Here is a 22,740-nt window from a genome sequence, read left to right on the forward strand (position 1 = left end):
TGTAGCTCCTGGACTGGGTTTGGTTGGATGAGCATCAATCGTTGCGCTCGCAGCTACATATGCGAGGGCTGTGCCAGGCAAGGCTAGAAGATCTGTTCGGTTAATCTAACCGGCTGATATCAATGGAGAAAACAAGAAGATGACGCGGCTTTGCATCGTTTCTTCGAAGCGAAAATCGAGGCAACGTGTCGGTCGGCGAAAAACAGATCGGGGAGGGATGTTGGCGTCGGACGAACATCGTCGCGATTGAGGCATGTCGTCTTCGATACGGACCCGCGCAAGAGAAAGCAGGTCGCGACCGTACCGAAGACGAGGTGATGAAGCTCAACTCAAAGTTGCTGGGAAACGCCGAGCGGTGCGACAGGTTCCATCACCGGCACGCTTCGTGGCTGCAGATCCTGAATGAACGTCTCGGACAGCGCAATCACGCTCGCCAGCGCGCGCGTGTCATAGAGCGCGTGATCGACATCCCCGCAAACGGCGGCCTTCACTCTCGCCGTTCGCGAGAGCTTCTTCCCATGGCGGCCGAAGTGGGCATTGAGTTGATCGAGGCCTTCGTCACCCGCGCCGTACACGAGCAACGTGCGCACGCCCTTGCGTTCGAGCGCGTGAACGACACTGTGCGGGTCCGTGAGCGATTCGTTGCCGCCTGCATGCACCGGTTTCCTGCGCGTTACGCCGAGCAACTGCGACTGCAGCCGCGCCGCCGCATTCGATGCGAAAGCCTTGAGGATCGGCTTGAACCCGCGTTGACCGCTCAGCACGAGCCACCATTTACCGGGCTTCAGGATGGCCGGCCCGAGACGCGCCATCGTGTTGCGCCGCTGGTTCCTGAGTTCCTGCAGGGTCAGCCGCTCGGGTATGTAGAAACGCTGGAGGTTCACGGCGATTACGGCCGCGATAGCCGGCTCGACGAGCGATGCGCGCAACGCGCTATACGCGCCCGAGCAGATGCCGAACGCGATGACGTTGTCGTAGCCCTTGCGCTTGAGCCATGCGCCCGCGGTCGCGACGTCATCGATCGTGCTTTCCGCATGAATCGAGGCCGTCGTGTCCAGCGTTCCGTCGGGCGAGCGGGCGGGGCTATCGCCGATGCCGCGCGCGTCGAAGCGCAACGATGCGATACCGCGTTGCGCCATTTCCCGCGCGAAGCGCACGGACAGACGGCTGTCGCCCTGATGCACGCTGCCCGCCGTGTTGGTGATGACGATGACAGGCCCGCCCGCGAGTCTGTCGCGCGGCTCGCACAAGATGCCGAAGAGTCCGGCCGCGCCGAAGATCACCGGGCGCTCGACGGCCTCCGGCGTTTCGATGATCGCATCGTCGCTCATGCTCGGCCGGGACGCCTTTCTCGTGCGAGCCGGCGCGAGGTCGCCGAGCTCGTCTTCGGCCATGCCTTGCGCGATCCATTGCGCAGTCCGCTTGAGCGTTTTCTCCGGCAACGTCGACGAGGCCGTCTCCTGCATGAATTCGAAATAGTCGTCGAAGCTGTCCGCTTGCACGTCGACGCCACGATCGCGCAATGCGGTGCAGAGCGACTGGCTCGCGCCGGGCCGCATATCGGCCACGAACACGCGCTTGGGTAGAGCGGGATGACGGCTCATGGACTTGCCGAGATCGAGGCCGCTCAACCGGTTTCGAAACGCTTCGCTATAAACCTGACCGAGCACGTGATAGGGCGAATCCATCTGCCGGGCGCGCACGTCGAGGGGAAGATTCTCGACCCACGTGCTGCGCAAGGCAGTCAATTCGCGCAGATAGTGGCGTCCCTTCACGACGGGCGCGAGCAGTGCGAGCGAATCCACGAGCGGATGATGCGATGCGAGCGCCGCCAATGTTCCGCCCAGACGCAAGCCGCACAACGTGACCCTGGTCACGCCTGTTTCATGCCTCAAGCGTTCGACCGCCGCGCCGATATCCGCGACGAAGTCGTCGAGCCGATCGCTTTCGTGATCGATGCCCACCGAATCGCCCGTTGCAAGATAGTCGAAGCGCAGGACCGGAATGTCCCGCCGGGAAAGCTCCTCGGCGAGATAGCGCATGGCCTTGTGTCCCCACGCCTCTTCATGTCCGAAGGGATTGCACAGCACGACGCCGTGGCTTCCCTGACCCGCATGAAGCCACCCGAAACGGCCCCCGAAGACAAGCGGCGTCATGCGTCGCCTCCCCTTCCGAAATTACCGATGCAGGCGCGCGTGCTTCGGTAAAACGCGACGCTGGCAGCGTCACGCGTCCCTCGGCCGCCGAATTTTCTAATAAGGTCGCGCATTTTCTTGAGTTTCTCATTGCACGTTTTGGAAGATTTAACATCTTTTCGATTCGTCTTTTCGGTGCGGTGGCCAACAAACTGATGATTTGCGTAAACCTTCAGATGACCGGGAGACGCATGCAGGCGAGCTTCAAAATCGCCGGTCAGGAGCAGATGTTTATCCGCAAGGCGCAAACGGTGACTTTCTTTCTCTTTATCATCAATATAGTAAGCATGCCCATGTATTTTGTAGACTCGAAAAACGCCGTCCACTCGTTACACGTGCATGAAGCAGTTCACGAGGACCTCGCGTCTCGCCACGTTTCGGTAAAAGCGCCGCATTGACTATTCAGTTTCATCGACTAGATTCTTCGTCGTAGCTGCGGTCGCCATCCCAATCGCTATGAAAAAGGACAGCATCATGTGCAATCACCCGAAGCCGAAACGTCCGCGTTCGATTTACTGCATTCTCCCGCCGCATATGCTCGAGCACATCGCAAAACATGGTGATGCGAAACAGCGTGAGATCGCCATCGACACCTTGTCGACGGACCACACGATGCGGCATTTCCGTTCCGTGCAGGCAGCACTCGCGCCACGGCGTGCCGCGCCGATGCCCACGGCTGCGGCCCCTTCCGCGAACAGGACGATCTACACGGCCAACCACACAGAGACGCTGCCGGGCACGGTGGTTCGGGCTGAAGGCGGGAAGCCCGTGAACGACGATGCAGTCGACGAGGCGTATGACGGACTCGGCGCGACCTTCGAGTTCTATCTCGAGGTGTTCCACCGCAACTCCATCGACGATGCGGGATTGCCGCTCACCGGAACGGTTCATTTCGGAACCGATTACGACAACGCATTCTGGAATTCACAGCAAATGGTCTTCGGCGACGGCGATGGAGAACTGTTCAATCGCTTCACCATCGCGCTCGACGTGATCGGTCATGAGTTGACGCATGGTGTGACGGAGCACACCGCGAGTCTGAACTATATGGCGCAGGCGGGCGCGTTGAACGAATCGGTGTCGGATGTGTTCGGTTCGCTCATCAAGCAGTATGCGAACAAAGAGACGGCCGACAAGGCGGACTGGCTCATCGGCGAAGGACTGCTCGCCAAGGGCGTGAACGGCGTCGCGTTGCGGTCGATGAAAAATCCCGGCACCGCCTACGACGATCCGAGACTCGGCAAAGACCCGCAGCCGGACCACATGAGCCATTACGTTCGCACGACGCAGGACAATGGCGGCGTGCATATCAATTCGGGCATTCCGAACAAGGCCTTTTGCGTGACCGCGCTGGAAATCGGCGGATATGCGTGGGAGAAGGCGGGACGGATCTGGTACGAGACCCTGACCGACTCGCATCTCAAGCCGACGGCGACCTTCAAGACGTTCGCGAAGTTGACGCTCTCCACCGCGAGCAAGCTCTATGGCGCGAGCAGCGCGGAGTCGTCGGCGGTCAGGAAAGGATGGACCGAGGTCGGTGTATTGTGACGACTGGACTCTTTCTTGGTGCGGCCTTGATTTGCATGGGCTGCGCCTTGCATCAAACGTCACGGGAGCCTTCGATGCATGCGGAGCTGACGACCGATGGCGGATTCGCCGCCTTTCCAGGACTTGCACGGCCTGTGATACTCGACGAAGGCGACCTGTCGGCGCAAGACGGCGCCGAGTTCGCGCGCCTCGTCGCTGCGGCGCGCGACGAGGCAAGCGCGCCGGGTCCGCGCGCCGCGAAGCCGGTGCCGGACGGCCGCACTTACCGGATCAACATCGATGGCGGCGACGCGCTGCGTCTCAAGGCCGCGGATCCAGCCATTCCTCCCGCGTTTGCTGCCTTGATGGATTTCGTGAAGCGGCATGGGCATCGTTGAAGCGCGCTGCCTGAAACGAGAGTCGCTAACAGTGTGCTGGTTTAGTGTCTCTACGATCGGATTGGAGGCACAACCGTTTCCGGACATTCGCGCGGCTCAGCGCGGCGGCGCATGCGCAGAATTCTTGCGTGCATTCCCTTCTTCTTGCCGCGTTCGCGCTTGCTGTCGGTGATGTGACGCACGCCCAGCCGAGCGAATCCCGATGCGATCGATATCGACCGCCGCACGCTTTGGCGCGAGCGTGTCGCGTCGCCGTTGTCCGCACGGCAATTCGCGTTGATGCACGCTCTTTTCGAGCGACCTGACGCAATTCTTTCCCGCGCGCAACTCGCAGACCGGATCTACGGTTGGGGAAACGAAGTGCAAAGCAATGCTCGACGTGCTCTTTCGTTCGATGCGCAAGCGCTTCGGTGCGCATTGATCCGCAACGTTCGTGACGAAGTCGAGTGCGATTTGTCATACAAGGAACGTCTTTTCTGTTTGCACCGTTCTGCGGCAAGGTATGATGGACATACATTACAAACTGTAATGTATGTCGCGAACCGGGTTCTTGCGAATTTGTCTATTAATGCGATCAGACCAATGCGGATCGCCATGAGCGCAAGGCACCGACGCCTTCCGACGGAGCCTCGCTCTGTTTATGACCGATGAGCTGCAACGTAAAAAGGAGCCTTCATGACAAGTCCCGTTTTCGAGTCCGTGCGTCTGGATGACGTGTTGCTGGAGCCCGATCCGATCGACCCGGCGTGGATCCTCGAAGGCAATCCCGTTGCCCGCAGCGGCAGGTGGTCGCAAAGTCTCGATACCACGACTTCCTCCTGGGTCTGGGACTGCACCGCCGGCCGTTTCAACTGGTACTTCGAAGAAGACGAGACGATTTACGTGATCGAAGGCGAAGTTATCATCACCGCCGAAGGGCAAGAACCGCGCACGCTGCGCGCGGGACACGCTGCCCTGTTCTACGCGGGCACGCGTTCCGAATGGTACGTTCCGAGGTATGTGCGCAAACATGCGATCCTGCGCCCGCATATCACCAAACCGGTATTGCTCGCCCTCAAGGTGAGCCGCAAGCTCCAGGGCAGGCCGAGCGGCTATCTTCCCCGCACGTCGTTCTGAATCTCAATCCGTTCACGCGTCAGGCGGAATGCGGCGCCAAGTCACGACCACAGCGAGGAGGAATGCGACATAGGCGAGCGTGAACGCCCAGCCCGGCAAGTCCCAGTACAGGCAGGCGCCGACCCAACGCTGCACGAAGCCTTGCGCGCCGGGCGCCCCGGCGCGCAACTGATCTTCCAGAACGGTGAGCGGGCAGGGAATGCCCGCGACGGCGAGTGCCGCGACGATGGCGATGGCAAAGATGTGCGCCCTGCGAAACGCGCGGTTGCGCGCCCAGTTGCGTCTGAACGCGGCGCCGCTCCAGATCGCGATCAATCCGCCGACGATAAAAATCACGATCAGCGCGTGCAGTACGAGAGTCGCGTTCGCGAGCCAGATCATTTGCAAGTGTTGATTCTTCTCTCGTTTCAAGCCGGCGTTTTGCGGAGTTCATCCCCGGACATACATTCCATAGTATGCGTCTACGGCGCTGGCAATATCGCGTACGCATTGCAGCGTACTGAAAAATGCACAGGTGGTAGCTTGACATATGTTTCCGTGGAAACTAACATTGTTTCCACGGAAACATAAAATGTGATTCGATCTGTGACTAACCTGTCTGCCACGCATGATCCTCTTGAGCGCCACCTCGGATACTGGATGAGGCTCGTATCGAACGAGGTATCGGACGCATTTGCACGCGCCTTGTCGGATCGGCAGATCTCCGTGGCCGAATGGGTTGCGCTGAACCATATCGCGAACCGTGCCAACTCGACGAACTCGGCAATGGCCGCTTCGATCGGGATGACGAGGGGCGCCGTTTCGAAGATTCTCGACAAGCTCGAATCAAAAGGGCTCGTCTCGCGCGTCGCAAGTGCTGATGACAGCCGTGTGCAAATCCTGTCGCTTACACGCGACGCGCGTCGCTTGCTACCTAAACTGACCGCCATTGCCGACGGTAATGACGACCATTTCTTTTCCGTGCTCGACGAATCGGAGCGCAACACACTTCGCGATCTCCTGCAAAAGCTCGCCGAGCTTAATCAGATTCGCGAGATCCCTATCGAATGATCCTCGATGAATGGAGAAGGAATGAGTGAGGCGATCGAAAATCTTGCCGCTGCCCAACGACGCACAATGAACGGCACACCGAAGTCCGGCGGATTTCCATATCTCGCGGAAGTGCTTCGGCAGGCTGGCGTCAGCAAGAACGTCTGGTTTCTGCCCTCGTGCCAGAGTCTTTATATGACGACGCGCGGTGCTGTGATTCAGCAAGGTGCGCCGTTAGCGCAGGGCGCACTCGACGTGCCGGCATTCGATCGCGGCGCACTGATCAAAGCGTTGCGGACGGATCAGGCGGGCCAAAGCACGTTCCCCGAGTTCCTTCAGAGCGCGTGGAATGCCGGCGTGGTTCGCTACGACGTCGATCTGATTCGCAGATGTGTTGTCTATTCCGGGTGCCAGGGTGAGGAATACATCGAGCACTATCCCGAAGTGATGGTGTGATACGGGAGCCAAGCGACCTCTCATGCCGTCCGCCGCCAATCTGCCCGACAAGACGCGGCGTGCCCATCTCGGCATGCACGATCTGCGTGTGATGCGAATCGGCTTCTTGCTTCTGGAAAACTTTTCGCTGATCGCTCTCGGCACGGCGGTCGATCCGCTCCGCATTGCCAATATGCTCGTCGAGCGCGTGGTCTATGAGTACACGCTCATTGGCACGAACGGTAACGCCGTGCGTTCGAGCGACGGCATCCGCGTGATTCCCGATGTCGCGATGCCGGAGGCGGCCGAGTTCGACGCCGTGTTCGTCGTCGGGCCGAATCCGATTCCCCGCAAGGGTATTGGCGCGATCATGGACTGGCTCCGCTTGCAGGCGCGTCGCGGCAGCGCGCTCGGCGGTCTCGATACGGGCAGCTATTTTCTTGCGCGCGCCGGCCTGCTCAATGGCTATCGCTGCACGATTCACTGGGAGGATCAGGACACGCTGCTGGAGCAGTTTCCGAAGCTCACCGTATCCAATCGGCTCTATGAAGTGGATCGTGACCGGTACACGTGCAGCGGCGGCGTTGCCCCGCTCGATCTGATGGTGCATTTGCTGTCGCTTCCGCCGGGCAGCCCCGCACTCTCGGCGCGTGTGCTCGAATTGCTCGTCGCGGAGCGGCGCGGTCACGAAGAGCGCCAGGTGACGTCGCTCAGGCAATACACCGGCGACGCACACGCCAAGCTCGATGAAGCACTGCAGGTCATGGAAAGCAATATCGAGGAAACGCTCAGCATCGCGGAGATCGCGGCATTCGTGAAGGTATCCCAACGTCAACTGGAGCGATGGTTTCAGGAGCGCCTCGACAGGACACCGGCGCAGGCTTACCTCGAAATACGCCTGCTGCGCGCGCGTCAATTGCTGTATAGAACCGCGCGCACGCTCGAAGACGTATGCGAGCGCACCGGCTTCACGTCCCTGTCCCATTTCTCGACGCGCTATAAGGCGCAGTTCAACATCTCGCCGATAGCCGATCGCCGGCGCTATCAAAAGGCCCTTTGAAGCAGCGCTCACAGGCGTCGTTCGTGGTTAACCCTCGATGTCGAAAAGCCGAATTTTGACGTCGAATCGGGAAATATCCAAAGCCGCCAGGCTCCTACCATTCACTCACACCAACGGACTTTCACCGAGGAGCTGAGTGCATGAAAATGGAGAACCTTATCCGCATCGAGAACGGCGACAAAGCCACGCACACGTTCTCCGATGGCGAATACGCGAATCGCCACGGCAGGCTGCGCGAATTGATGGCGCGCGAGAACGTCGATGTCGTCCTGTTCACGTCGTATCACAACATCAACTATTACGCCGACTTTCTATATTGTTCGTTCGGCCGGAAGTACGGTCTCGTCGTCACGCCGAAGAAAGTCGTGTCAATTTCCGCGAACATCGACGGCGGACAGCCGTGGCGGCGCACCGTGGGGGACTATAACGTCGTCTATACCGACTGGCAGCGCGATAACTTTTTCCGCGCCGTACAAGGTGAAATCGAAAACAAGGGACGTGTGGGCGTCGAATTCGATCAGCTCTCGGTCGAGATGTTATCGAAGCTGAAGGCTGCGCTGCCGTCGGTGGAACTCGTCGATATCGGCGTGCAGACGATGCGCATGCGCATGATCAAATCGGCGGAAGAAATCGATGTGATCAAGCATGGTGCGAACGTGTGCGACGTCGGCGGCGCTGCGCTCGCAAAGGCCGTTCACGAAGGCGTGCCCGAGCATGAAGTGGCGCTCGCATCCACGCAGGCAATGGTGCGCGAGATCGCCCGCCGCTTTCCCAATTCAGAACTCATGGATACCTGGACCTGGTTCCAGTCCGGCATCAATACAGATGGCGCGCACAATCCCGTCACCACGCGCAAGGTGGAAAAGGGCGACATCCTCAGCCTCAATTGCTTTTCGATGATCGCGGGATACTACACGGCGCTTGAACGCACCATGTTCTTCGATCATTGCTCCGACGCCCATATGCGGTTGTGGAAGATCAACGTCGAAGTTCATGAGGCGGGGCTGAAGCTCATCAAGCCGGGTGCTCGATGCTGCGATATCGCGAGCGAGCTCAACAAGATCTATGCCGAATACGGCGTATTGCAATACCGCACATTCGGTTATGGCCATTCGTTCGGCGTGCTCTCGCACTATTACGGTCGCGAAGCGGGCCTCGAACTTCGCGAGGACATCGACACGGTGCTCGAACCGAACATGGTCGTCTCGATGGAGCCGATGATCATGCTTCCGCAAGGCCTGCCCGGTGCCGGGGGTTATCGCGAACACGACATCCTCGTCGTCGGGGAGAAGGGCGCTACGAACATCACAGGCTTCCCTTACGGACCGGAGCACAACATCATCCCGGCCTGAACGGCCAAGGCACGATCCGGCGGCGGCGTCGCCGCCGGCTCGCATGAAGCAATCGCATCATCATGTCGGGAGACAGTCGATGAATACGGAAAGAGCAGTCGCCGCGCAGGTCGCGATGCCAGAGGTATCGCACAAGGAGAGCACGCAAGTCGATCCGCAGATATTGAAGCGTGCGGCTTGTGCGAGCTTCATCGGCAATTTCGTCGAGTGGTTCGATTATGCGTCTTATGGCTATCTGGCGACCATCATCGCCGTCGTGTTCTTCCCGAAGACCGACGGCGCGACGGGTTTGCTCGCCACTTACGGCGTGTTCGCGATCTCGTTCATCGTGAGGCCGATCGGCGGCATCGTGTGGGGCCATGTTGGCGACAGGATAGGAAGGCGGACATCGCTGTCTCTGTCGATTCTTATCATGTCGTGTTCGACCTTTCTCATTGCATTGCTTCCGACTTATGCGCAGGTCGGCATGCTAGCGCCGGTTCTGCTGCTTCTCGTGCGCGTCGTGCAGGGCTTTTCTGCATCGGGTGAGTATGCGGGCGCGGCTGCGTTCCTCGCCGAATACGCACCGGACAAACGGCGCGGCATCTATACGAGCATCGTGCCCGCCAGCACGGCGGCGGGCTTGCTGTTGGGCTCGGTCCTCGTTGTTCTGATGCATGCCGCGCTCACGAGCGAGCAGTTGCAGTCCTTCGGTTGGCGTCTGCCTTTTCTTCTGGCCGCGCCGTTTGGTCTTATCGGTCGATATATCCGCGTGAAGCTCGAAGACACGCCGCGTTTCAAGGCAATGGAGAAAAATCATCAAGCCGCGCAGGCGCCGATAGCTGAATTGCTGTCGAAGCATCGCGGGAGAATGCTGATTGCATTCGGCGTAACGTGCCTGAATGCGGTGGCGTTCTATCTGGTGCTGAGCTACATGCCGACGTATCTCTCTACTGAAATGGGGATGAGCGAGAGCGCCTCGTTCATTGCGGCGACCATTTCGCTCACGGCATACATCGGCCTGATCTTCGTAATGGGTGCGATATCCGACCGCGTAGGACGCAAGTCGATGCTGATTGGTGCATCGATCTTGTTCGCGGTGTTGACGGTACCGCTTTTCAAGGGACTGGCGGGCGCGAGCTTCGCGATGATCGTCGCGATCCAGGTCGCGTTCGGCGCGCTGCTCACGATGAACGATGGCACATTGCCGTGCTTCTTGTCGGAGATATTTCCGACGCGCGTCCGTTATAGCGGCTTTGCGTTCTGCTTCAATGCCGCGAATGCGCTCTTCGGCGGTACCGCACCGCTCGTCGCGACGTGGCTCATCAGCGCGACGGGCAACAAGCTGGCGCCCGCGTGGTATCTCGTTGGAGCCGCGGGCGTGGCACTCATTGCAATGCTTGCAAGTCGCGAAACTTCACACGCGCCGTTGCCGGATTAACTATTGTTCGCGGATGGACCGCTAACCCGTTGCGATTTGATAAGAGGATACAATGCGCGGCAGCCAGGAAGATTGTATGCGTAGCACACCAAATGATATTGCCTGTAAGGCGAATTAAAGCTGTCTTTTCGCATCTTTCGACCGTTTCAGCATGTGCTTTTACTCAAGCCCGTAGGGACTTTCCCCAAGCCCGGGATCTTTAACCCGTCGCTTCTTTTCACGATCCGGCATTTCCTGTCCTCCATTGGACATCGATTGCCGGATCGCCATTCATTTGTTCCATGGGTCGATCCGCACTCATCGGTCTTTGATTTTCGTCCGGTGTATTCAGACAAAAGACTTCACCAGTCGATAAGGCGAACCTCGCAGCGGTCGTAGCGTTGCCAATGCGGCCGCGCGCAAACGATTGCGGGAATGTTATTCGGCGCCATTGGGCGCCGCGTCCACGTTTTCCAGCAGAAGCAGGGCTATTCAAATTTGAATGGCCGATTATCTTGACCGGTATATAGCCAAACTTGCTGTTTGACCACGCATCTTCGCAGGCTGCGAAAGGTCTCCTAAATCGTACACGTCATGCAGGATGTCTATACGAACGTGCGTGATCATTCGTAGACTAAAAACGGATCGGGAAGTTTTTTCATATGGATGCCTATTTTTTATCCAGCCCTCGACGCAATTTTTTCTTGCCTGTAACCTGAACGTGCAAATTCAGAAGCGACTTCTCAGTCCGACGACGCCCGTCAGTCGATTCGCTCGTTCAATACGAAGAACATTAACGCAACGACTCGGAGGCTACGTGATGTCAACTTCATCTGACGTTCTCGAAGCTGTGGATTGCATGGGTAGGCACGCCTATTCGATGCGGAATTCAGCAGTGGTAAAACATGTCGGTATCGTCCTGTACGACGGATTTTCCCTGCTCGCGGCCGGGATGGTCGCGGAGGCGTTGCATGCGGCAAATGAATTGCAATCGGAAGATGCAAACCGTTCCCTGACCTATCGCGTGAACCTCGTATCGGCCCGTGGTGGAACCGTCTCGTGTTCCTCTTCAATGTCGGTCTGGACAGAACAACTGGCGGGCCGGCAGTTCGAAAGCCTCGACAATCTTTTCGTCGCCGGTGGGACCGGGATCGCGCGCGCTTCAGCCGATGACGGTCTCATCGACCTCTTGCGACGCGTGAGCGCGAAGAGCGTCACGATAACCGCGATCGGTAACGGACAGATGCTCTTGTCGGCGGCGGGCGTGGCGCGACGTGACTGGCCCTCGATGAAGCCGGAGATACATCACAAGTCGCAAACGGCGATCGTGGACGATCATGAGCGCGATCAGGCCTTGATGACTTCGCTCGCGCTGCTCAAAAAAGACCTCGGCGCGGAATTGGCCGTTCGTGTGGCGGACCGCCTCGGCTCCGGTGCGGACCTTTCGCTCGCCGACAGGTTCGAAGAGATGTACGACGCGACGCTCGCGGAGAAAGCGCGCGCAGCGGCGCGCTGGCTTGTCCAAAACTGCGCAAAGCCGATATCCGTGGTGCACGCGGCGCAGATGTCGTCGATGAGCGAGCGTAACTTCCTGCGCTTGTTCAAACGCGAGATCGGTGTCACGCCTTCGAAGTACCTGCTTCGCGCGCGGCTCGAACTCACATGCAAACTGCTCGAGAGTAGCGATCTCCCGGTCGACAAGATTGCGCGGCGGACGGGGCTTAGCAACGGAGAGAGGCTGTCAAAACTTTTCCGCAAGGAATTCTCGATGTCCCCGACCGAGTTTCGCGCGCGAAGCCGCGAGAAATCCTGAGCGACGCCGGCCACCCGACGATCAAAAAATCTGTCGGAGCGCTTGCGGATGAATTGGCCGCGTTGCCGCCACGGATGCCTTCAACTCAGGAGATCGATGCACAAAAAAGAGAACCGTGAAGACGGCAACATAGCCACGATTCTCTAGCGCGGGGTAAAGCGGACCTACGATCGCCTCCGGCAGTGCTTCCGCGTTACCCGGCTCGGTCATGACGCCGACGGCATGGACGATGTTCCCTATCCCCGTATGTAGGCCGACAAAGCCTTGCCGAAGCACGCCGGTGCTTCGGGCGCAGTTTCGTTCTTACCGACAGTGCTTTCGCTGCCGACAACATCTTGGCGATTTCCGTCGCATCGCCATGCGCGAGCAAGGCATAGGTACAGTGCACAACAGCGACGGACGCAGCGAGGCTCATCTGGTTTCTCGTCGGCGAATTCCGAACCCTTCAGCTTGTTCTGCTTCAGGAACCCAGGAAACGCGTCCGAGTGCCCGCTTTCATGACGCGTCGTCCCTCATATAAGCGCGCCTGCCGGGCATGCAGGGCGGATGTTCCGCCGACAAGTCCGGATGCAGCGCCGTGCATGATCGTGGCGCCGGCTCGGCGGGGGATGTGGCGAGGCCCGTAGACACCGTCTGATTGCACTTCGAAAGTCGCACACGCACACGAGGAGAAAGAACGATGTCGAACAAGGTCGCGCTGATCACCGGGATCACCGGTCAGGATGGTTCCTATCTCGCTCAATTCCTGCTCGACAAAGGATACGAGGTGCATGGCGTGAAGCGCCGTTCCTCCCTTTTCAATACCGACCGGATCGATCATCTCTATGAGGATGATCATGTCGCAAAGCGGCGTTTTCACTTGCATCACGGCGACCTGACGGACTCGACCAGCATTCTGCGCATCATCCAGCGCGTGCAGCCCGACGAAATCTACAATCTGGCCGCGCAAAGCCACGTGGCGGTGTCCTTCGAAGAACCCGAGTACACGGCCAACGCAGACGGCCTCGGCGCTCTGCGAATTCTCGAAGCAATGCGCGTATTGGGCCTCGAGAAGACGGCCCGCTTCTATCAGGCATCCACGTCCGAATTGTTCGGCCTCGTTCGGGAAGTGCCGCAGCGCGAGTCCACGCCGTTCTATCCCCGCAGTCCTTATGCCGTGGCGAAGATGTATGCATACTGGATCACGGTGAACTATCGCGAGGCCTATGGGATATACGCGTGCAACGGGATTTTGTTCAACCACGAATCGCCGGTTCGCGGAGAGACCTTCGTCACACGCAAGATCACGCGAGCCATCGCGCGCATTGCGATCGGGTCACAGGACTGTCTGTATCTCGGCAATCTGGCGGCGATGCGCGACTGGGGACACGCACGCGATTATGTCCAGATGCAATGGCTCATGCTTCAGCAACGGGAGCCCGAAGACTTCGTTATTGCATCGGGCGTGCAATACAGCGTTCGTGAGTTCGTTCACCACGCGGCGGCCGAGCTCGGCATGAAGATTCGCTTCGAGGGTAGCGGCGTCGATGAGGTCGGTATCGTGGAAAGCGTGTCCGCCAAGGAATGCCGGGTCGCCCCGGGTACGGTCATCGTTCGGGTCGATCCTCGCTATTTCAGGCCGACCGAAGTCGAAACCTTGCTGGGCGATCCATCGAATGCGCACGCGAAGCTGGGATGGGCCCCCACGGTGACGTTCGCCGCGCTCGTCAAGGAGATGGTGCTGTCCGACTACCAGATAGCAAAGCGGGATGCGCTGATCACGCTTGCGGGATATCGGGCGCTGGAGCATCACGAATGAGGCCGAGCGTTCGCTGATCGGGGGGCGCTTCGACGGAGAACGTCACCGGTCGCCGAGCGCATGAGTCGGCGCGGATTCCATCTACCTTGCAGACTGGCGCTCGCCCTGGCGCAGCAGGAGCAGAGGGTCGCCGCGGTGCTTGACATGATGATCCGGTTTCGCGAGTGCCCGGGGCAGTCGGTGCAGCGTTTTCGTCAAACGATGCCAGCGGTAATGGTCCAACTTCACACCTCCGTCCAGCCGGCATGACTTCGGGTGCAGCGTTCCTTTCGACGGACGAATGTGGCAAACCACGGAGTTCAGCCATGCAAATCGCAACGAGTTCTGCAGACGCAACGACGGCGACATCCGGGCAAGCAGCGGATCGGCCGCTCTGCCGCCGCATCGTGCCGGTCATTCTTGCAGGCGGATCGGGCACGCGCCTCTGGCCGATGTCACGCGAACAGTTTCCGAAGCAACTGATCGGCGTCGTCGGACGCGATTCGTTGTTACAGGCGACGGTCACACGGATGGAAGGCTTCAAGGGCAAGTTCGACGTCGATGCGCAGCCGGTCATCGTTTGCGGCGAGGAGCATCGTTTCACGACTGAAGAACAGGTGCGGCTATGCGGCGTCGGCGCGCGCATCATCGTCGAGCCGGCGCGACGCGACACGGCGCCGGCGCTGACGCTCGCGGCGCTCGCCATCGCCGATGCGCGCGAAGACGCGATCATGGTCGCCATGCCGTCCGATCATTCCATCGCGGACCTCACCGCGTTGCACAGTGCGATCTCCGCGGCGGCGAATCATGCCGAACGTGGAATGATCGTGACGCTCGGCGTTCCGCCCACGCGCCCCGATACGGGCTTCGGCTACATTCGCATCGGCGAGCCGCTCGGGGATGGCGCTCATCTGATCGATCGATTCGTCGAAAAGCCAGCCGCCGAGCTGGCCGCGCAGTACATCGCCGCGCAAACCTACTGGTGGAACAGCGGCATCTTCGTCGTGCGTGCAAGCGTCTGGCTCGATGCGCTCGCGCGTCTCAACGGCGAGATGCATGCGGGCTGCATCGCGGCGCTCAAGGATGGCAAAACGGACGGTCACTTCATTCGCCCGTGTCCGCATCAGTTCGGCCGCGTGCCGTCGGATTCGATCGACTACGCGGTGATGGAACATATCGGCGGGGCCGACTCGCCATGCAAGGGCGTGGTCGTGCCGCTTGCGGCGGGCTGGTCGGACCTCGGATCCTGGGATGCCGTGTGGGAAGCGATGGAGAAAGACGGGCTCGGCAACGTTGCGAGCGGACGCGTCGTATTCGAGGGCGCGACGTCCAGCTATGCGCGCTCCGAAGGCGGACGGCTGGTGGCGTGCGTCGGCACGACGAACGTCGTGGTCGTCGATACCGACGACGCCGTGCTCGTCGCCGACCGATCCCATGCGCAGGACATCAAGCGGCTCGTGGCGCGCATACGGGAGCAGCACGCGCCCGAAGCCGAGGCGCATCGGAAGGTGCGGCGTCCTTGGGGCTTTTACGATTCGATCGAGCATGGCGAACGCTTCCAGGTGAAACGCATCGTGGTGGCGCCCGGCGCGCGACTGTCGTTGCAGATGCATCATCATCGCGCGGAGCATTGGGTCGTGGTGAGCGGCACGGCGCTCGTCACGCGTGGCGAGGACCAATTCCTGCTTTCAGAAAACGAGTCGACGTTCATTCCGCTCGGCGTGCGGCATCGACTGGAGAATCCGGGCAAGGTGCAACTCGAAATCATCGAGGTGCAATCGGGCTCCTATCTCGGCGAGGACGATATCGTGCGGCTGGACGATTGCTACGGCCGCATCTGAGCGCGCGCCACCCGGTGCGTCAAGAACAAGGCATCGCATCTCAGGCTTGGGGTTTCTCATGCGCGATATACAGGGATTGCTAGCCCGGCTGTTCGATGTCGGCATGGTGGTTCTCGGCGCAGCGATCGCGTCGCGGATCAGGTTCGATCACATCGGCGGTCCCGACTATTACATGCCGTTCGCCGCGTTTTCCGCTGCGTTTTCGCTTACCTTGTTCCCGAGCTTCGGCGTGTACGAATCGTGGCGCGGGCGCAGCAAGCTCGTGCTGGCGAGCCGAGTGTCGCTCGTCTGGCTCGTCGTGCAGGCCTGCGCGCTCGTACTGATGTTCTCGCTGCACCGGCTTGATCAGGTGTCGCGCCTCTGGTTCGCTTACTGGACCGCGATGTCGGGCGGGTTGATGATCGCGGGCCGCTTCGTCACGCATGCGGTGCTCGCCCATATGCGTCAGGCGGGCATGAACTATCACCACGTGGCGGTCGTCGGCTGCGGCAAGCATTGCGAATCGGTCACGAAGAAGATCGAGGAGGCGAGCCATTCCGGCTTTCGCACGATCGCGGTGTTCAATGCCTCTCCCGAGGTGTCGATCACATCCCGCGCACCTGTCTTCGACGATTTCGATACGTTCGTCGCGCACGTCCGCGAACACAACGCACATGAAGTATGGCTTGCGTTACCGCTATCGCAGGAGCGCGTGATCCTGCGCTTCGTGAACGAGTTCCGCGATGATCTCGTCAACGTGCGCTTTATCCCCGACGTGCGCAGCCTCGCGCTCTTCGAGAGCGGCGTGTCCGAGTTACTGGGCGTTCCTGCGATCAATCTCCTTGCCTCGCCGCTCTCGCAGAGGGCGGTGCTGCAGAAGGAAATATTCGACCGGCTGTTCGCGCTTGCCGCGCTCTGCGCGGTGGCGCCGCTGCTCGTCGGCATCGCCATTGCGGTGAAGCTCAGCTCACGCGGTCCCGTGTTCTTCAGACAGCGACGCAAGGGCGCGGACGGGCGCGTCTTCACGATCTACAAGTTTCGGTCGATGCGCCTGCATAGCGAGCAGGCCGGCGTGCTCAGTCAGGCCACGCGCAACGATCCGCGCGTGACGCCGGTCGGTGCTTTTTTGCGGCGCACGAGCCTCGACGAACTGCCGCAGTTCTTCAATGTTCTGCGCGGAGATATGTCCGTCGTGGGGCCGCGTCCCCACGCGATCGAGCATGACGATCTGTATCAGAAGGTGGTGTCCGGCTATATCCATCGTTACCGGATCAAGCCGGGAATCACCGGCTGGGCGCAGGTCAACGGCCTGCGCGGCGAAACCGACCGTATCGAAAAGATGGAGGCGCGTGTCGCGCACGATTTGTACTATCTGGGGAACTGGTCGTTCGGGCTGGATATGCGGATCATCGCTGCAACGGTCTTCAAGGGACTGCGCGGCGTGAACGCTTACTGACAGGCCTGGCGGATCGTCGCGCGACGCTTCACGTCATCTTTTTCGGGCGACGAACGTCGCGGACCGATCGGCGGCGGTCAGCTCGCCGCCCATCCACCTCACGCTGTCCAGCACTTCGAAGCCGCTCAGATCCAGCATCAGTTCCACTTCGGGCTTGAACATGTAGCGCATGACGTGCGTTTCGAGCACGGTCTCGACGCACTGCGTTTTCCAGTCCGTCATCATGATGGTGTAATTGACCGCGAAGGTGTTGTCATGCGGACGCATCAAGGGCTCGGCGATGCGGATCACGGCGGTGTCGTCGCTGGTCGCGCGCTTGACGCGGACCTTGGGCGGATCGGCAAGCACAGCGGGTCCGTACCAGCAGTCGAACAGGAACAGGCCGGAGCGCGGCAGGTGCGTCGCGGCGGTGTGGCACATCGCCATGAAGTCCGCGTTGCTCGTCTGATAGCTTGCGACACGAAACAAAGAGACGACGGCGTTATAGATCTCTTCGGTGCGGACGGTGCGTGCGTCGCCTTGCTGGAACTTCAGTCGCTTCGCGACGGCGCCGGGCAGCGCGATGCGTCGGGCATCGGCCCGGGCAAGCATATCCGCGTTCATGTCGACACCTGAAACGAAGAAGCCCGTAGCCGCCAGTTCCACCGCGTGACGACCGGTCCCGCAACCGAGATCCATCAGATTGCCGCCAACGATTCCATAGCGGCTGAGCAGGCCAGTGACGAACGCCGCCTCTTCCTTGTAGTTTTTCTCGTGATAGAAAAGATCGTAGTATTGCGAGTATCGCTTGCTGAAACTCATGTGAGCGACTCCATGAATCGTCGTGGTGCCAACCCGCCTCGGCTTGCGCTATCGACTCGTCAGCCTCGTCAGCTGGCCGGTCTTGACAGAGGGTAGTCACCATGCGGTGCACGGCCGCATGAGTGACGGATTTCGGCAAGGTGTTGGCCGGGTCCTTGCGCCGGTCGCCGAGGCGGGTTTCGACCAGGCGTTGGCCGCATAAAAATGCGGACTCTGCTCATCATCGACGCCCCGCAATCGATTAAACCGCTTCTCAGTCAGGACGACGCTTTCGATACCTGCATTCTCCGGAGACAGACAGATACGGAGTCCGAAGTCAACTTCGCGATTCGGCGCTTCGCCAGCTTCCATCGGATAGTGAAATCGCCGGCGGCCGAAGTCGAATTGTCGGATGCGGCATTTCTCGGCCAAAACCATGCTTTCGCCCGCCACGGCGAAAAGAACGGAGCGAATTGGCCACTACGATCACGAAAGTATACGGAATAAGGGTGGCCTTCGCACCGCAGCGAACGAATCGAATCTGCAACCGAAATCAGGGAGATCGACATGTCTTCTCAAGCCATAACCTTCGGCGATGCAGATATCAGCAAGGTGTATTGCTTGTCTGATGAGAAAGTAACGAAGCGCATGGGCATTCTGTTGTATGACGGTTTTTCGCTGCTCGGTGCGGGAACGCTCGCCGAGGCATTTCATATCGCGACCGAGCTTCAGTCTCCCGGTTCGGGCAATCACATCGATTACAGCGTCCGGCTCGTTTCGGCACGCGGCGGCGCGATCGCGTGTTCGTCGTCGGTTTGCGTGTGGACCGAGCGGCTGGGCGGCCAGAGATTCCAGAGTTTCGACGCGCTGTTTATCGCGGGCGGTCCGGGCGTGACGCGCGCCGCCGCGGACGAAACGCTCATCGAGCTACTGCGCATTGCATGCTCGCAAAGCGTCGTAGTCAGCGCGCTCAGCAACGGTGATGTGCTGCTCGCAGCGGCGGACATTTCGCGCAGCGCATGGGCTTCGGTGGAGCGCGGGATATGGAACAGCGGCCCGTCGAAAGGCCTGGCAACGACCGAACGCGGCGATGCGCTGATCAACGCGCTCACGCTCGTCAAGCGCGATCTCGGCTACGACATTGCGACAGCGGTGGCGGACCGGCTCGCGTCGTCGCATGACCAGCACCTGCCAATCATGCTGAGCACCATCGCCACGACGACGCTGGCGGAGAAGGCACAGGAATCCGCGCGCTGGCTCGAACGCAATTGCGGCCGTCCGATTTCAGTGGGCGACGCCGCGCGGACCGTGGCGATGAGCGAGCGCAACTTTCTGCGTTTGTTCAAGCGCGAGATGGGTCTGACGCCATCGCAGTATCTCTTGCGCGCCCGCCTCAATCTCAGTTGCGAGCTGCTGGCCAAGAGCGATCTGCCCATCGACAAGATCGCGCGCAGGACGGGGCTCACGAATGGCGAGCGATTCTCCAAGGTATTCAGGAAGCAGTTTTCGATGTCCCCGACCGAGTACCGGTATCGAAGAAAAAGCGGCGACGCGGTCTGACCTTCGGTACGACGATGCGGATCAGTCGAGGCGCATGCGCGTTTTCAGGCCGCTCGCCTCGTCCCATTGCTCGGGCTTCATGCGCTGCACGGTGACGCCGAAGGTCCAGATGTGCCCCTCGGGATCTTTCGCGCGATAGGCGGACATGTCCACGCTCTTGGTTTGCGGTGCGAACCGCTCAGGCGGCCAGCACTTCGTCGACCGCCGCTTGCACATGCTCGACAGCGGCAGCGTGCTCGCGGATCAGCCGATAAACCGTCTCGCCCGGCACGGTCTCCGACTCGAGCAGTTGATCGGCGATCGCGCGCAACACCGACTCGTTCGCCCGCAGCAGCGCGAAGCATTCATCGCTCAGGTCGTGCAGCAAGGCGTTCGCGTGTCCGATGGAATTCTTCAGTTGCAAGCCCGCATACTGCTGCGGAAGTGCTGCGAGGCTGAACAGGTTGCCATCCTCGTTGAAGCCGAATTTCGACACCATGTCGAGACTGATGCGCGACGCTTCCTGAAGATCCGATGCCGCGCCGCTCGACGCTTCGTCGAACATTAGCAGTTCAGCATTGCGTCCGCCGAGCAGCACCTGAATCTCGTTGCGCAGTTCGGTCTCACGATACAGATGCTTGTCCTGCATCTTCGTGATGAGAGCGACGCCCAAAGCGCCGCCGCGCGGCAGGATCGTCACTTCTTCGAGCATGCCCGTGCCGAGCAGCGCCGCAACGAGTCCGTGACCCGCTTCATGCACCGCGATGCGCGTGCGTTCGTCGTCGGACAGCGCGCGCTCCGCGCCGTTGACATCGCCGATGCGCGCGATCTTGATCGCTTCGAGGAAATGCTTCGCGGCCACTTCGCGTTCGCCGGCCTTGCGCGCGACGAGTCCGGCCTGATTGACGATCATCGACAGCGTGGCCGGCGACAGGCCCGTCGTCAGACGCGCGAGTTGTTCGAAGTCGATGTCGTCGTTCTTCTTCTTCAAATTGGCCGCATAGAAACGCAGGATCTCGGCGCGATCGTCGAGGCTCGGCAGCCGCACCTGCACCGTGCGATCGAAACGGCCGGGGCGCCGCAGCGCTTCGTCGAGATTGTCCGGATGATTCGTTGCAGCGACGATGATCACGCCTTCGTTCGATGCGAAACCGTCCATCTCCGCGAGCAGTTGATTGATGATGCGGTTGCTCTCCGCTTCGACCGGGCCGCCGCCGGTATCGGTGCGCTTGCCGAGGCCGTCGGCTTCATCGATGAAGATCACGGTCGGCGCGTTCTTGCGCGCGAGTTCGAACAGATGCTTCACCTTTTGAATGCCCACGCCGTAATACTTCGCGCTGAAGTAACTGCCCGTGATCGCGATGAAGTTCGCGCCGCATTCGCCCGCGAGCGCCTGCGCAAGCCGCGTCTTGCCGACGCCGGGGCCGCCCGTCATCAGAATGCCGCACGGCGCACGCACGCCCATGCCGGTAAATTGTTCAGGCTCGGTCAGCCACGCGCGGACATCGGTGAGCGCGGCCTTCGCTTCGCCCGCCCCGATGACGTCGTCGAAACGCAGCGTCGGCGAGTCGCCGAGCAACTGCGCGCCGCCGCGCATCTCGCGGCGCATGAACCATAGGAGGCCGCCGAGCATCAGCAGCGGCAACATGAGGCTCAGGATGTCGCGCGAGCGATCAAACATCTCGCTCCAGCGCGCCACGCCCGTTCGCACGTCGGCGTCGGGCAGCCAGACGAGCTGATAGGGCGAACTCGCGCCCGGCTTCATGTCTCCGAGCAGGAGTGCATTGGAGAACGCGCCGTTATGGTCGGCCACGTAGTATTTCTCGCCCTTGAGCGTGGAGACGAGGATCGCATCCGGACTGACGCCGATCGTGGCGACGTTCCTGTCGCGGATATCGGTCAGCATTTCCGATGCATCCTTTTCCCGATGCGTCCAGGCCGACGCGTCATGGCGCATCTGGCTCGCGAGGCCCGCGAGTGCCGCGGACTGCGACTGCGCGGTCCGTGACTCGTGGCGCCAATGCAGAAAGCTCACGCCCGCTACGAGCGCGGCCGCGATCAAACCATACGCGATATATCGGCCAACGCGTGACCGCAGCGAATTCCTTGCCGGTTTCATCAATCTTTCCCAATGGGGCCGAATGAGCGGCACCCTTCAATCTATCGTCAGAGGAAATGGCCTCGGGACGTGTCTCTTCATTTCTCGGTGGTGGGATGCCCGCCGCGTATGTCTTGTGCACAAGATGGCGAGGCGATCGACCTTGATCCGCAGATCGTCAACCATGCGAGCATGGCCCTTTTATCGGGAAGTGCTCCGCTGGAATGGTGCCCAAATCGCATGACCATTCGATAACGCGGAACAGCGCGAGCGAGCGTCGAAACACGTCGTTTCAACTTCTAGTCCCTTTTTTTAATTAACGGCAGGTGACGAGTGTTCTTGACGACCGTGTAAAAAGCGGATGATCCGCGCTCGCGGCGTGATGCAGGTTTGATGGCGTATGCAGGACGGAGCCAAGGATATCACGGGAAAAAACTCTGCTCCATCCGGTAAGGAATACTGCTTGCTTGGAGTGGTCCACTGTCCGCGACCATGGGGCGCGCGGCGGATACTGAACCGGAGGGACATAACATCATGTTGTATTACGCATTGGTCTTTTTCATCGTGGCGATCATCGCCGCCGCCCTCGGGTTCGGCGGCATCGCGGCGGGCGCAGCGAGCATCGCGAAGATCCTTTTCTTCATATTCCTTGTCATATTCCTCGTGACGCTGGTGATGGGGCTCATGCGACGTTGACGGCCTCCTGACGAAGGCGTCGTGTTGCGGCTGGCCGGCACGACGCCTTCTCTTCCCGAATCAACTCGCGATACCGTCGCTCGCTTCATCGATCAACCTGAGCGACACGTTCGCATCGTCCATCTCGCCGATTGCAAGCAATGCAAAGCGCGCGAGAAACAGCGACGTCTTCGCTTCGCCGAGTTGCGTCATCGTCTTGCACAGACGCGTGTAGACAGCGTCGAGTTGTGCATCGTTCATGATGTTCTCC

21 protein-coding genes and 1 pseudogene are annotated in these 22,740 nt (G+C 60.2%); 15 read left to right on the forward strand and 7 right to left on the reverse strand.

Annotation, left to right across the window (positions count from 1 at the left end; all coding sequences use genetic code 11):
• Window positions 1-329: 329 nt before the first annotated feature.
• A complete protein-coding gene (locus tag NCT32_RS29190; RefSeq protein ID WP_250490828.1) occupies window positions 330-2,156 on the reverse strand; it encodes a serine aminopeptidase domain-containing protein in 1,827 nt (608 codons plus the stop codon).
• The gene (locus NCT32_RS29195) at window positions 2,153-2,521 is read right to left on the reverse strand and encodes a hypothetical protein (protein WP_250490829.1); all 369 of its coding nucleotides are present in this window, start codon (window positions 2,519-2,521) and stop codon (window positions 2,153-2,155) included. The genes NCT32_RS29190 and NCT32_RS29195 overlap by 4 nt, the downstream gene beginning before the upstream one ends.
• Before the next feature lie 148 nt (window positions 2,522-2,669).
• Between NCT32_RS29195 and NCT32_RS29200 the strand changes: the two genes are divergently transcribed.
• The 4 genes and pseudogenes from NCT32_RS29200 to NCT32_RS29215 all read left to right on the forward strand — a co-directional run bounded on the left by NCT32_RS29200 (window position 2,670) and on the right by NCT32_RS29215 (window position 5,236).
• Entirely contained in the window at window positions 2,670-3,743 is a 1,074-nt protein-coding gene (locus tag NCT32_RS29200; RefSeq protein WP_250490830.1) for a M4 family metallopeptidase, read from the forward strand.
• Window positions 3,744-3,817: 74 nt separating this feature from the next.
• Complete coding sequence (locus tag NCT32_RS29205; RefSeq protein ID WP_061121370.1) at window positions 3,818-4,120, forward strand: protealysin inhibitor emfourin; 303 nt, start codon at window positions 3,818-3,820, stop codon at window positions 4,118-4,120.
• A 204-nt stretch (window positions 4,121-4,324) separates the two neighbouring features.
• Window positions 4,325-4,555 (forward strand): annotated as a pseudogene (locus tag NCT32_RS37685) (winged helix-turn-helix domain-containing protein); the annotation flags it as partial.
• Window positions 4,556-4,795: 240 nt separating this feature from the next.
• A complete protein-coding gene (locus tag NCT32_RS29215) occupies window positions 4,796-5,236 on the forward strand; it encodes a cupin domain-containing protein (protein ID WP_061121368.1) in 441 nt (146 codons plus the stop codon).
• Between the two features lie 12 nt (window positions 5,237-5,248).
• Here NCT32_RS29215 and NCT32_RS29220 read toward each other — a convergent pair whose 3' ends face one another.
• Window positions 5,249-5,617: a DUF2784 domain-containing protein gene (locus tag NCT32_RS29220; protein ID WP_250490852.1), complete on the reverse strand. Its 369-nt coding sequence runs from the start codon at window positions 5,615-5,617 to the stop codon at window positions 5,249-5,251.
• A gap of 324 nt (window positions 5,618-5,941) precedes the next feature.
• On the opposite strand from NCT32_RS29220, the gene NCT32_RS29225 reads away from it, so the two are divergent.
• The 9 genes from NCT32_RS29225 to NCT32_RS29265 all read left to right on the forward strand — a co-directional run bounded on the left by NCT32_RS29225 (window position 5,942) and on the right by NCT32_RS29265 (window position 17,377).
• Entirely contained in the window at window positions 5,942-6,286 is a 345-nt protein-coding gene (locus tag NCT32_RS29225) for a MarR family winged helix-turn-helix transcriptional regulator (protein ID WP_250490831.1), read from the forward strand.
• Window positions 6,287-6,352: 66 nt separating this feature from the next.
• Complete coding sequence (locus NCT32_RS29230; RefSeq protein WP_250490832.1) at window positions 6,353-6,721, forward strand: DUF1398 domain-containing protein; 369 nt, start codon at window positions 6,353-6,355, stop codon at window positions 6,719-6,721.
• A gap of 22 nt (window positions 6,722-6,743) precedes the next feature.
• Window positions 6,744-7,760: a GlxA family transcriptional regulator gene (locus tag NCT32_RS29235; protein WP_250490833.1), complete on the forward strand. Its 1,017-nt coding sequence runs from the start codon at window positions 6,744-6,746 to the stop codon at window positions 7,758-7,760.
• Window positions 7,761-7,900: 140 nt separating this feature from the next.
• Window positions 7,901-9,112: a M24 family metallopeptidase gene (locus NCT32_RS29240; RefSeq protein ID WP_250490834.1), complete on the forward strand. Its 1,212-nt coding sequence runs from the start codon at window positions 7,901-7,903 to the stop codon at window positions 9,110-9,112.
• A 79-nt stretch (window positions 9,113-9,191) separates the two neighbouring features.
• Window positions 9,192-10,532, forward strand: a complete 1,341-nt coding sequence (locus NCT32_RS29245) for an MFS transporter (RefSeq protein WP_096031965.1) — start codon at window positions 9,192-9,194, stop codon at window positions 10,530-10,532.
• 598 nt (window positions 10,533-11,130) lie between these two features.
• Window positions 11,131-12,324 carry a GlxA family transcriptional regulator gene (locus NCT32_RS29250; RefSeq protein WP_250490835.1) on the forward strand — a complete coding sequence of 398 codons (1,194 nt, stop codon included), beginning with the start codon at window positions 11,131-11,133 and terminating at the stop codon, window positions 12,322-12,324.
• A 679-nt stretch (window positions 12,325-13,003) separates the two neighbouring features.
• On the forward strand, window positions 13,004-14,122 hold the full coding sequence (gmd, locus tag NCT32_RS29255; protein WP_250490836.1) for a GDP-mannose 4,6-dehydratase: 1,119 nt from the start codon (window positions 13,004-13,006) through the stop codon (window positions 14,120-14,122).
• A 305-nt stretch (window positions 14,123-14,427) separates the two neighbouring features.
• The gene (locus NCT32_RS29260) at window positions 14,428-15,942 is read left to right on the forward strand and encodes a mannose-1-phosphate guanylyltransferase/mannose-6-phosphate isomerase (protein WP_250478095.1); all 1,515 of its coding nucleotides are present in this window, start codon (window positions 14,428-14,430) and stop codon (window positions 15,940-15,942) included.
• 58 nt (window positions 15,943-16,000) lie between these two features.
• Entirely contained in the window at window positions 16,001-17,377 is a 1,377-nt protein-coding gene (locus NCT32_RS29265) for an undecaprenyl-phosphate glucose phosphotransferase (protein WP_250490837.1), read from the forward strand.
• 33 nt (window positions 17,378-17,410) lie between these two features.
• Here NCT32_RS29265 and NCT32_RS29270 read toward each other — a convergent pair whose 3' ends face one another.
• Window positions 17,411-18,178, reverse strand: coding sequence for a class I SAM-dependent methyltransferase (locus tag NCT32_RS29270; protein WP_250490838.1), 768 nt, complete (start codon window positions 18,176-18,178; stop codon window positions 17,411-17,413).
• A gap of 546 nt (window positions 18,179-18,724) precedes the next feature.
• Between NCT32_RS29270 and NCT32_RS29275 the strand changes: the two genes are divergently transcribed.
• On the forward strand, window positions 18,725-19,717 hold the full coding sequence (locus NCT32_RS29275) for a GlxA family transcriptional regulator (protein ID WP_061121355.1): 993 nt from the start codon (window positions 18,725-18,727) through the stop codon (window positions 19,715-19,717).
• Window positions 19,718-19,738: 21 nt separating this feature from the next.
• Here NCT32_RS29275 and NCT32_RS37350 read toward each other — a convergent pair whose 3' ends face one another.
• Together NCT32_RS37350 and NCT32_RS29280 are read right to left on the reverse strand one after the other, a co-directional pair.
• On the reverse strand, window positions 19,739-19,864 hold the full coding sequence (locus NCT32_RS37350) for a hypothetical protein (protein ID WP_284502455.1): 126 nt from the start codon (window positions 19,862-19,864) through the stop codon (window positions 19,739-19,741).
• Window positions 19,865-19,895: 31 nt separating this feature from the next.
• Window positions 19,896-21,815, reverse strand: a complete 1,920-nt coding sequence (locus tag NCT32_RS29280; RefSeq protein ID WP_250490839.1) for an AAA family ATPase — start codon at window positions 21,813-21,815, stop codon at window positions 19,896-19,898.
• A 513-nt stretch (window positions 21,816-22,328) separates the two neighbouring features.
• Here NCT32_RS29280 and NCT32_RS29285 point away from each other — a divergent pair.
• A complete protein-coding gene (locus NCT32_RS29285) occupies window positions 22,329-22,490 on the forward strand; it encodes a DUF1328 family protein (protein ID WP_086961576.1) in 162 nt (53 codons plus the stop codon).
• A 60-nt stretch (window positions 22,491-22,550) separates the two neighbouring features.
• Here NCT32_RS29285 and NCT32_RS29290 read toward each other — a convergent pair whose 3' ends face one another.
• Window positions 22,551-22,730 (reverse strand): hypothetical protein, encoded by a 180-nt coding sequence (locus NCT32_RS29290; RefSeq protein ID WP_061121374.1) that lies wholly within the window; start codon window positions 22,728-22,730, stop codon window positions 22,551-22,553.
• Between the last annotated feature and the right edge of the window lie 10 nt (window positions 22,731-22,740).

Origin of the sequence: Caballeronia sp. INML2 (assembly GCF_023631365.1) — a bacterium.
In the GTDB taxonomy this organism is placed as follows: Bacteria; Pseudomonadota; Gammaproteobacteria; order Burkholderiales; family Burkholderiaceae; genus Caballeronia; species Caballeronia turbans.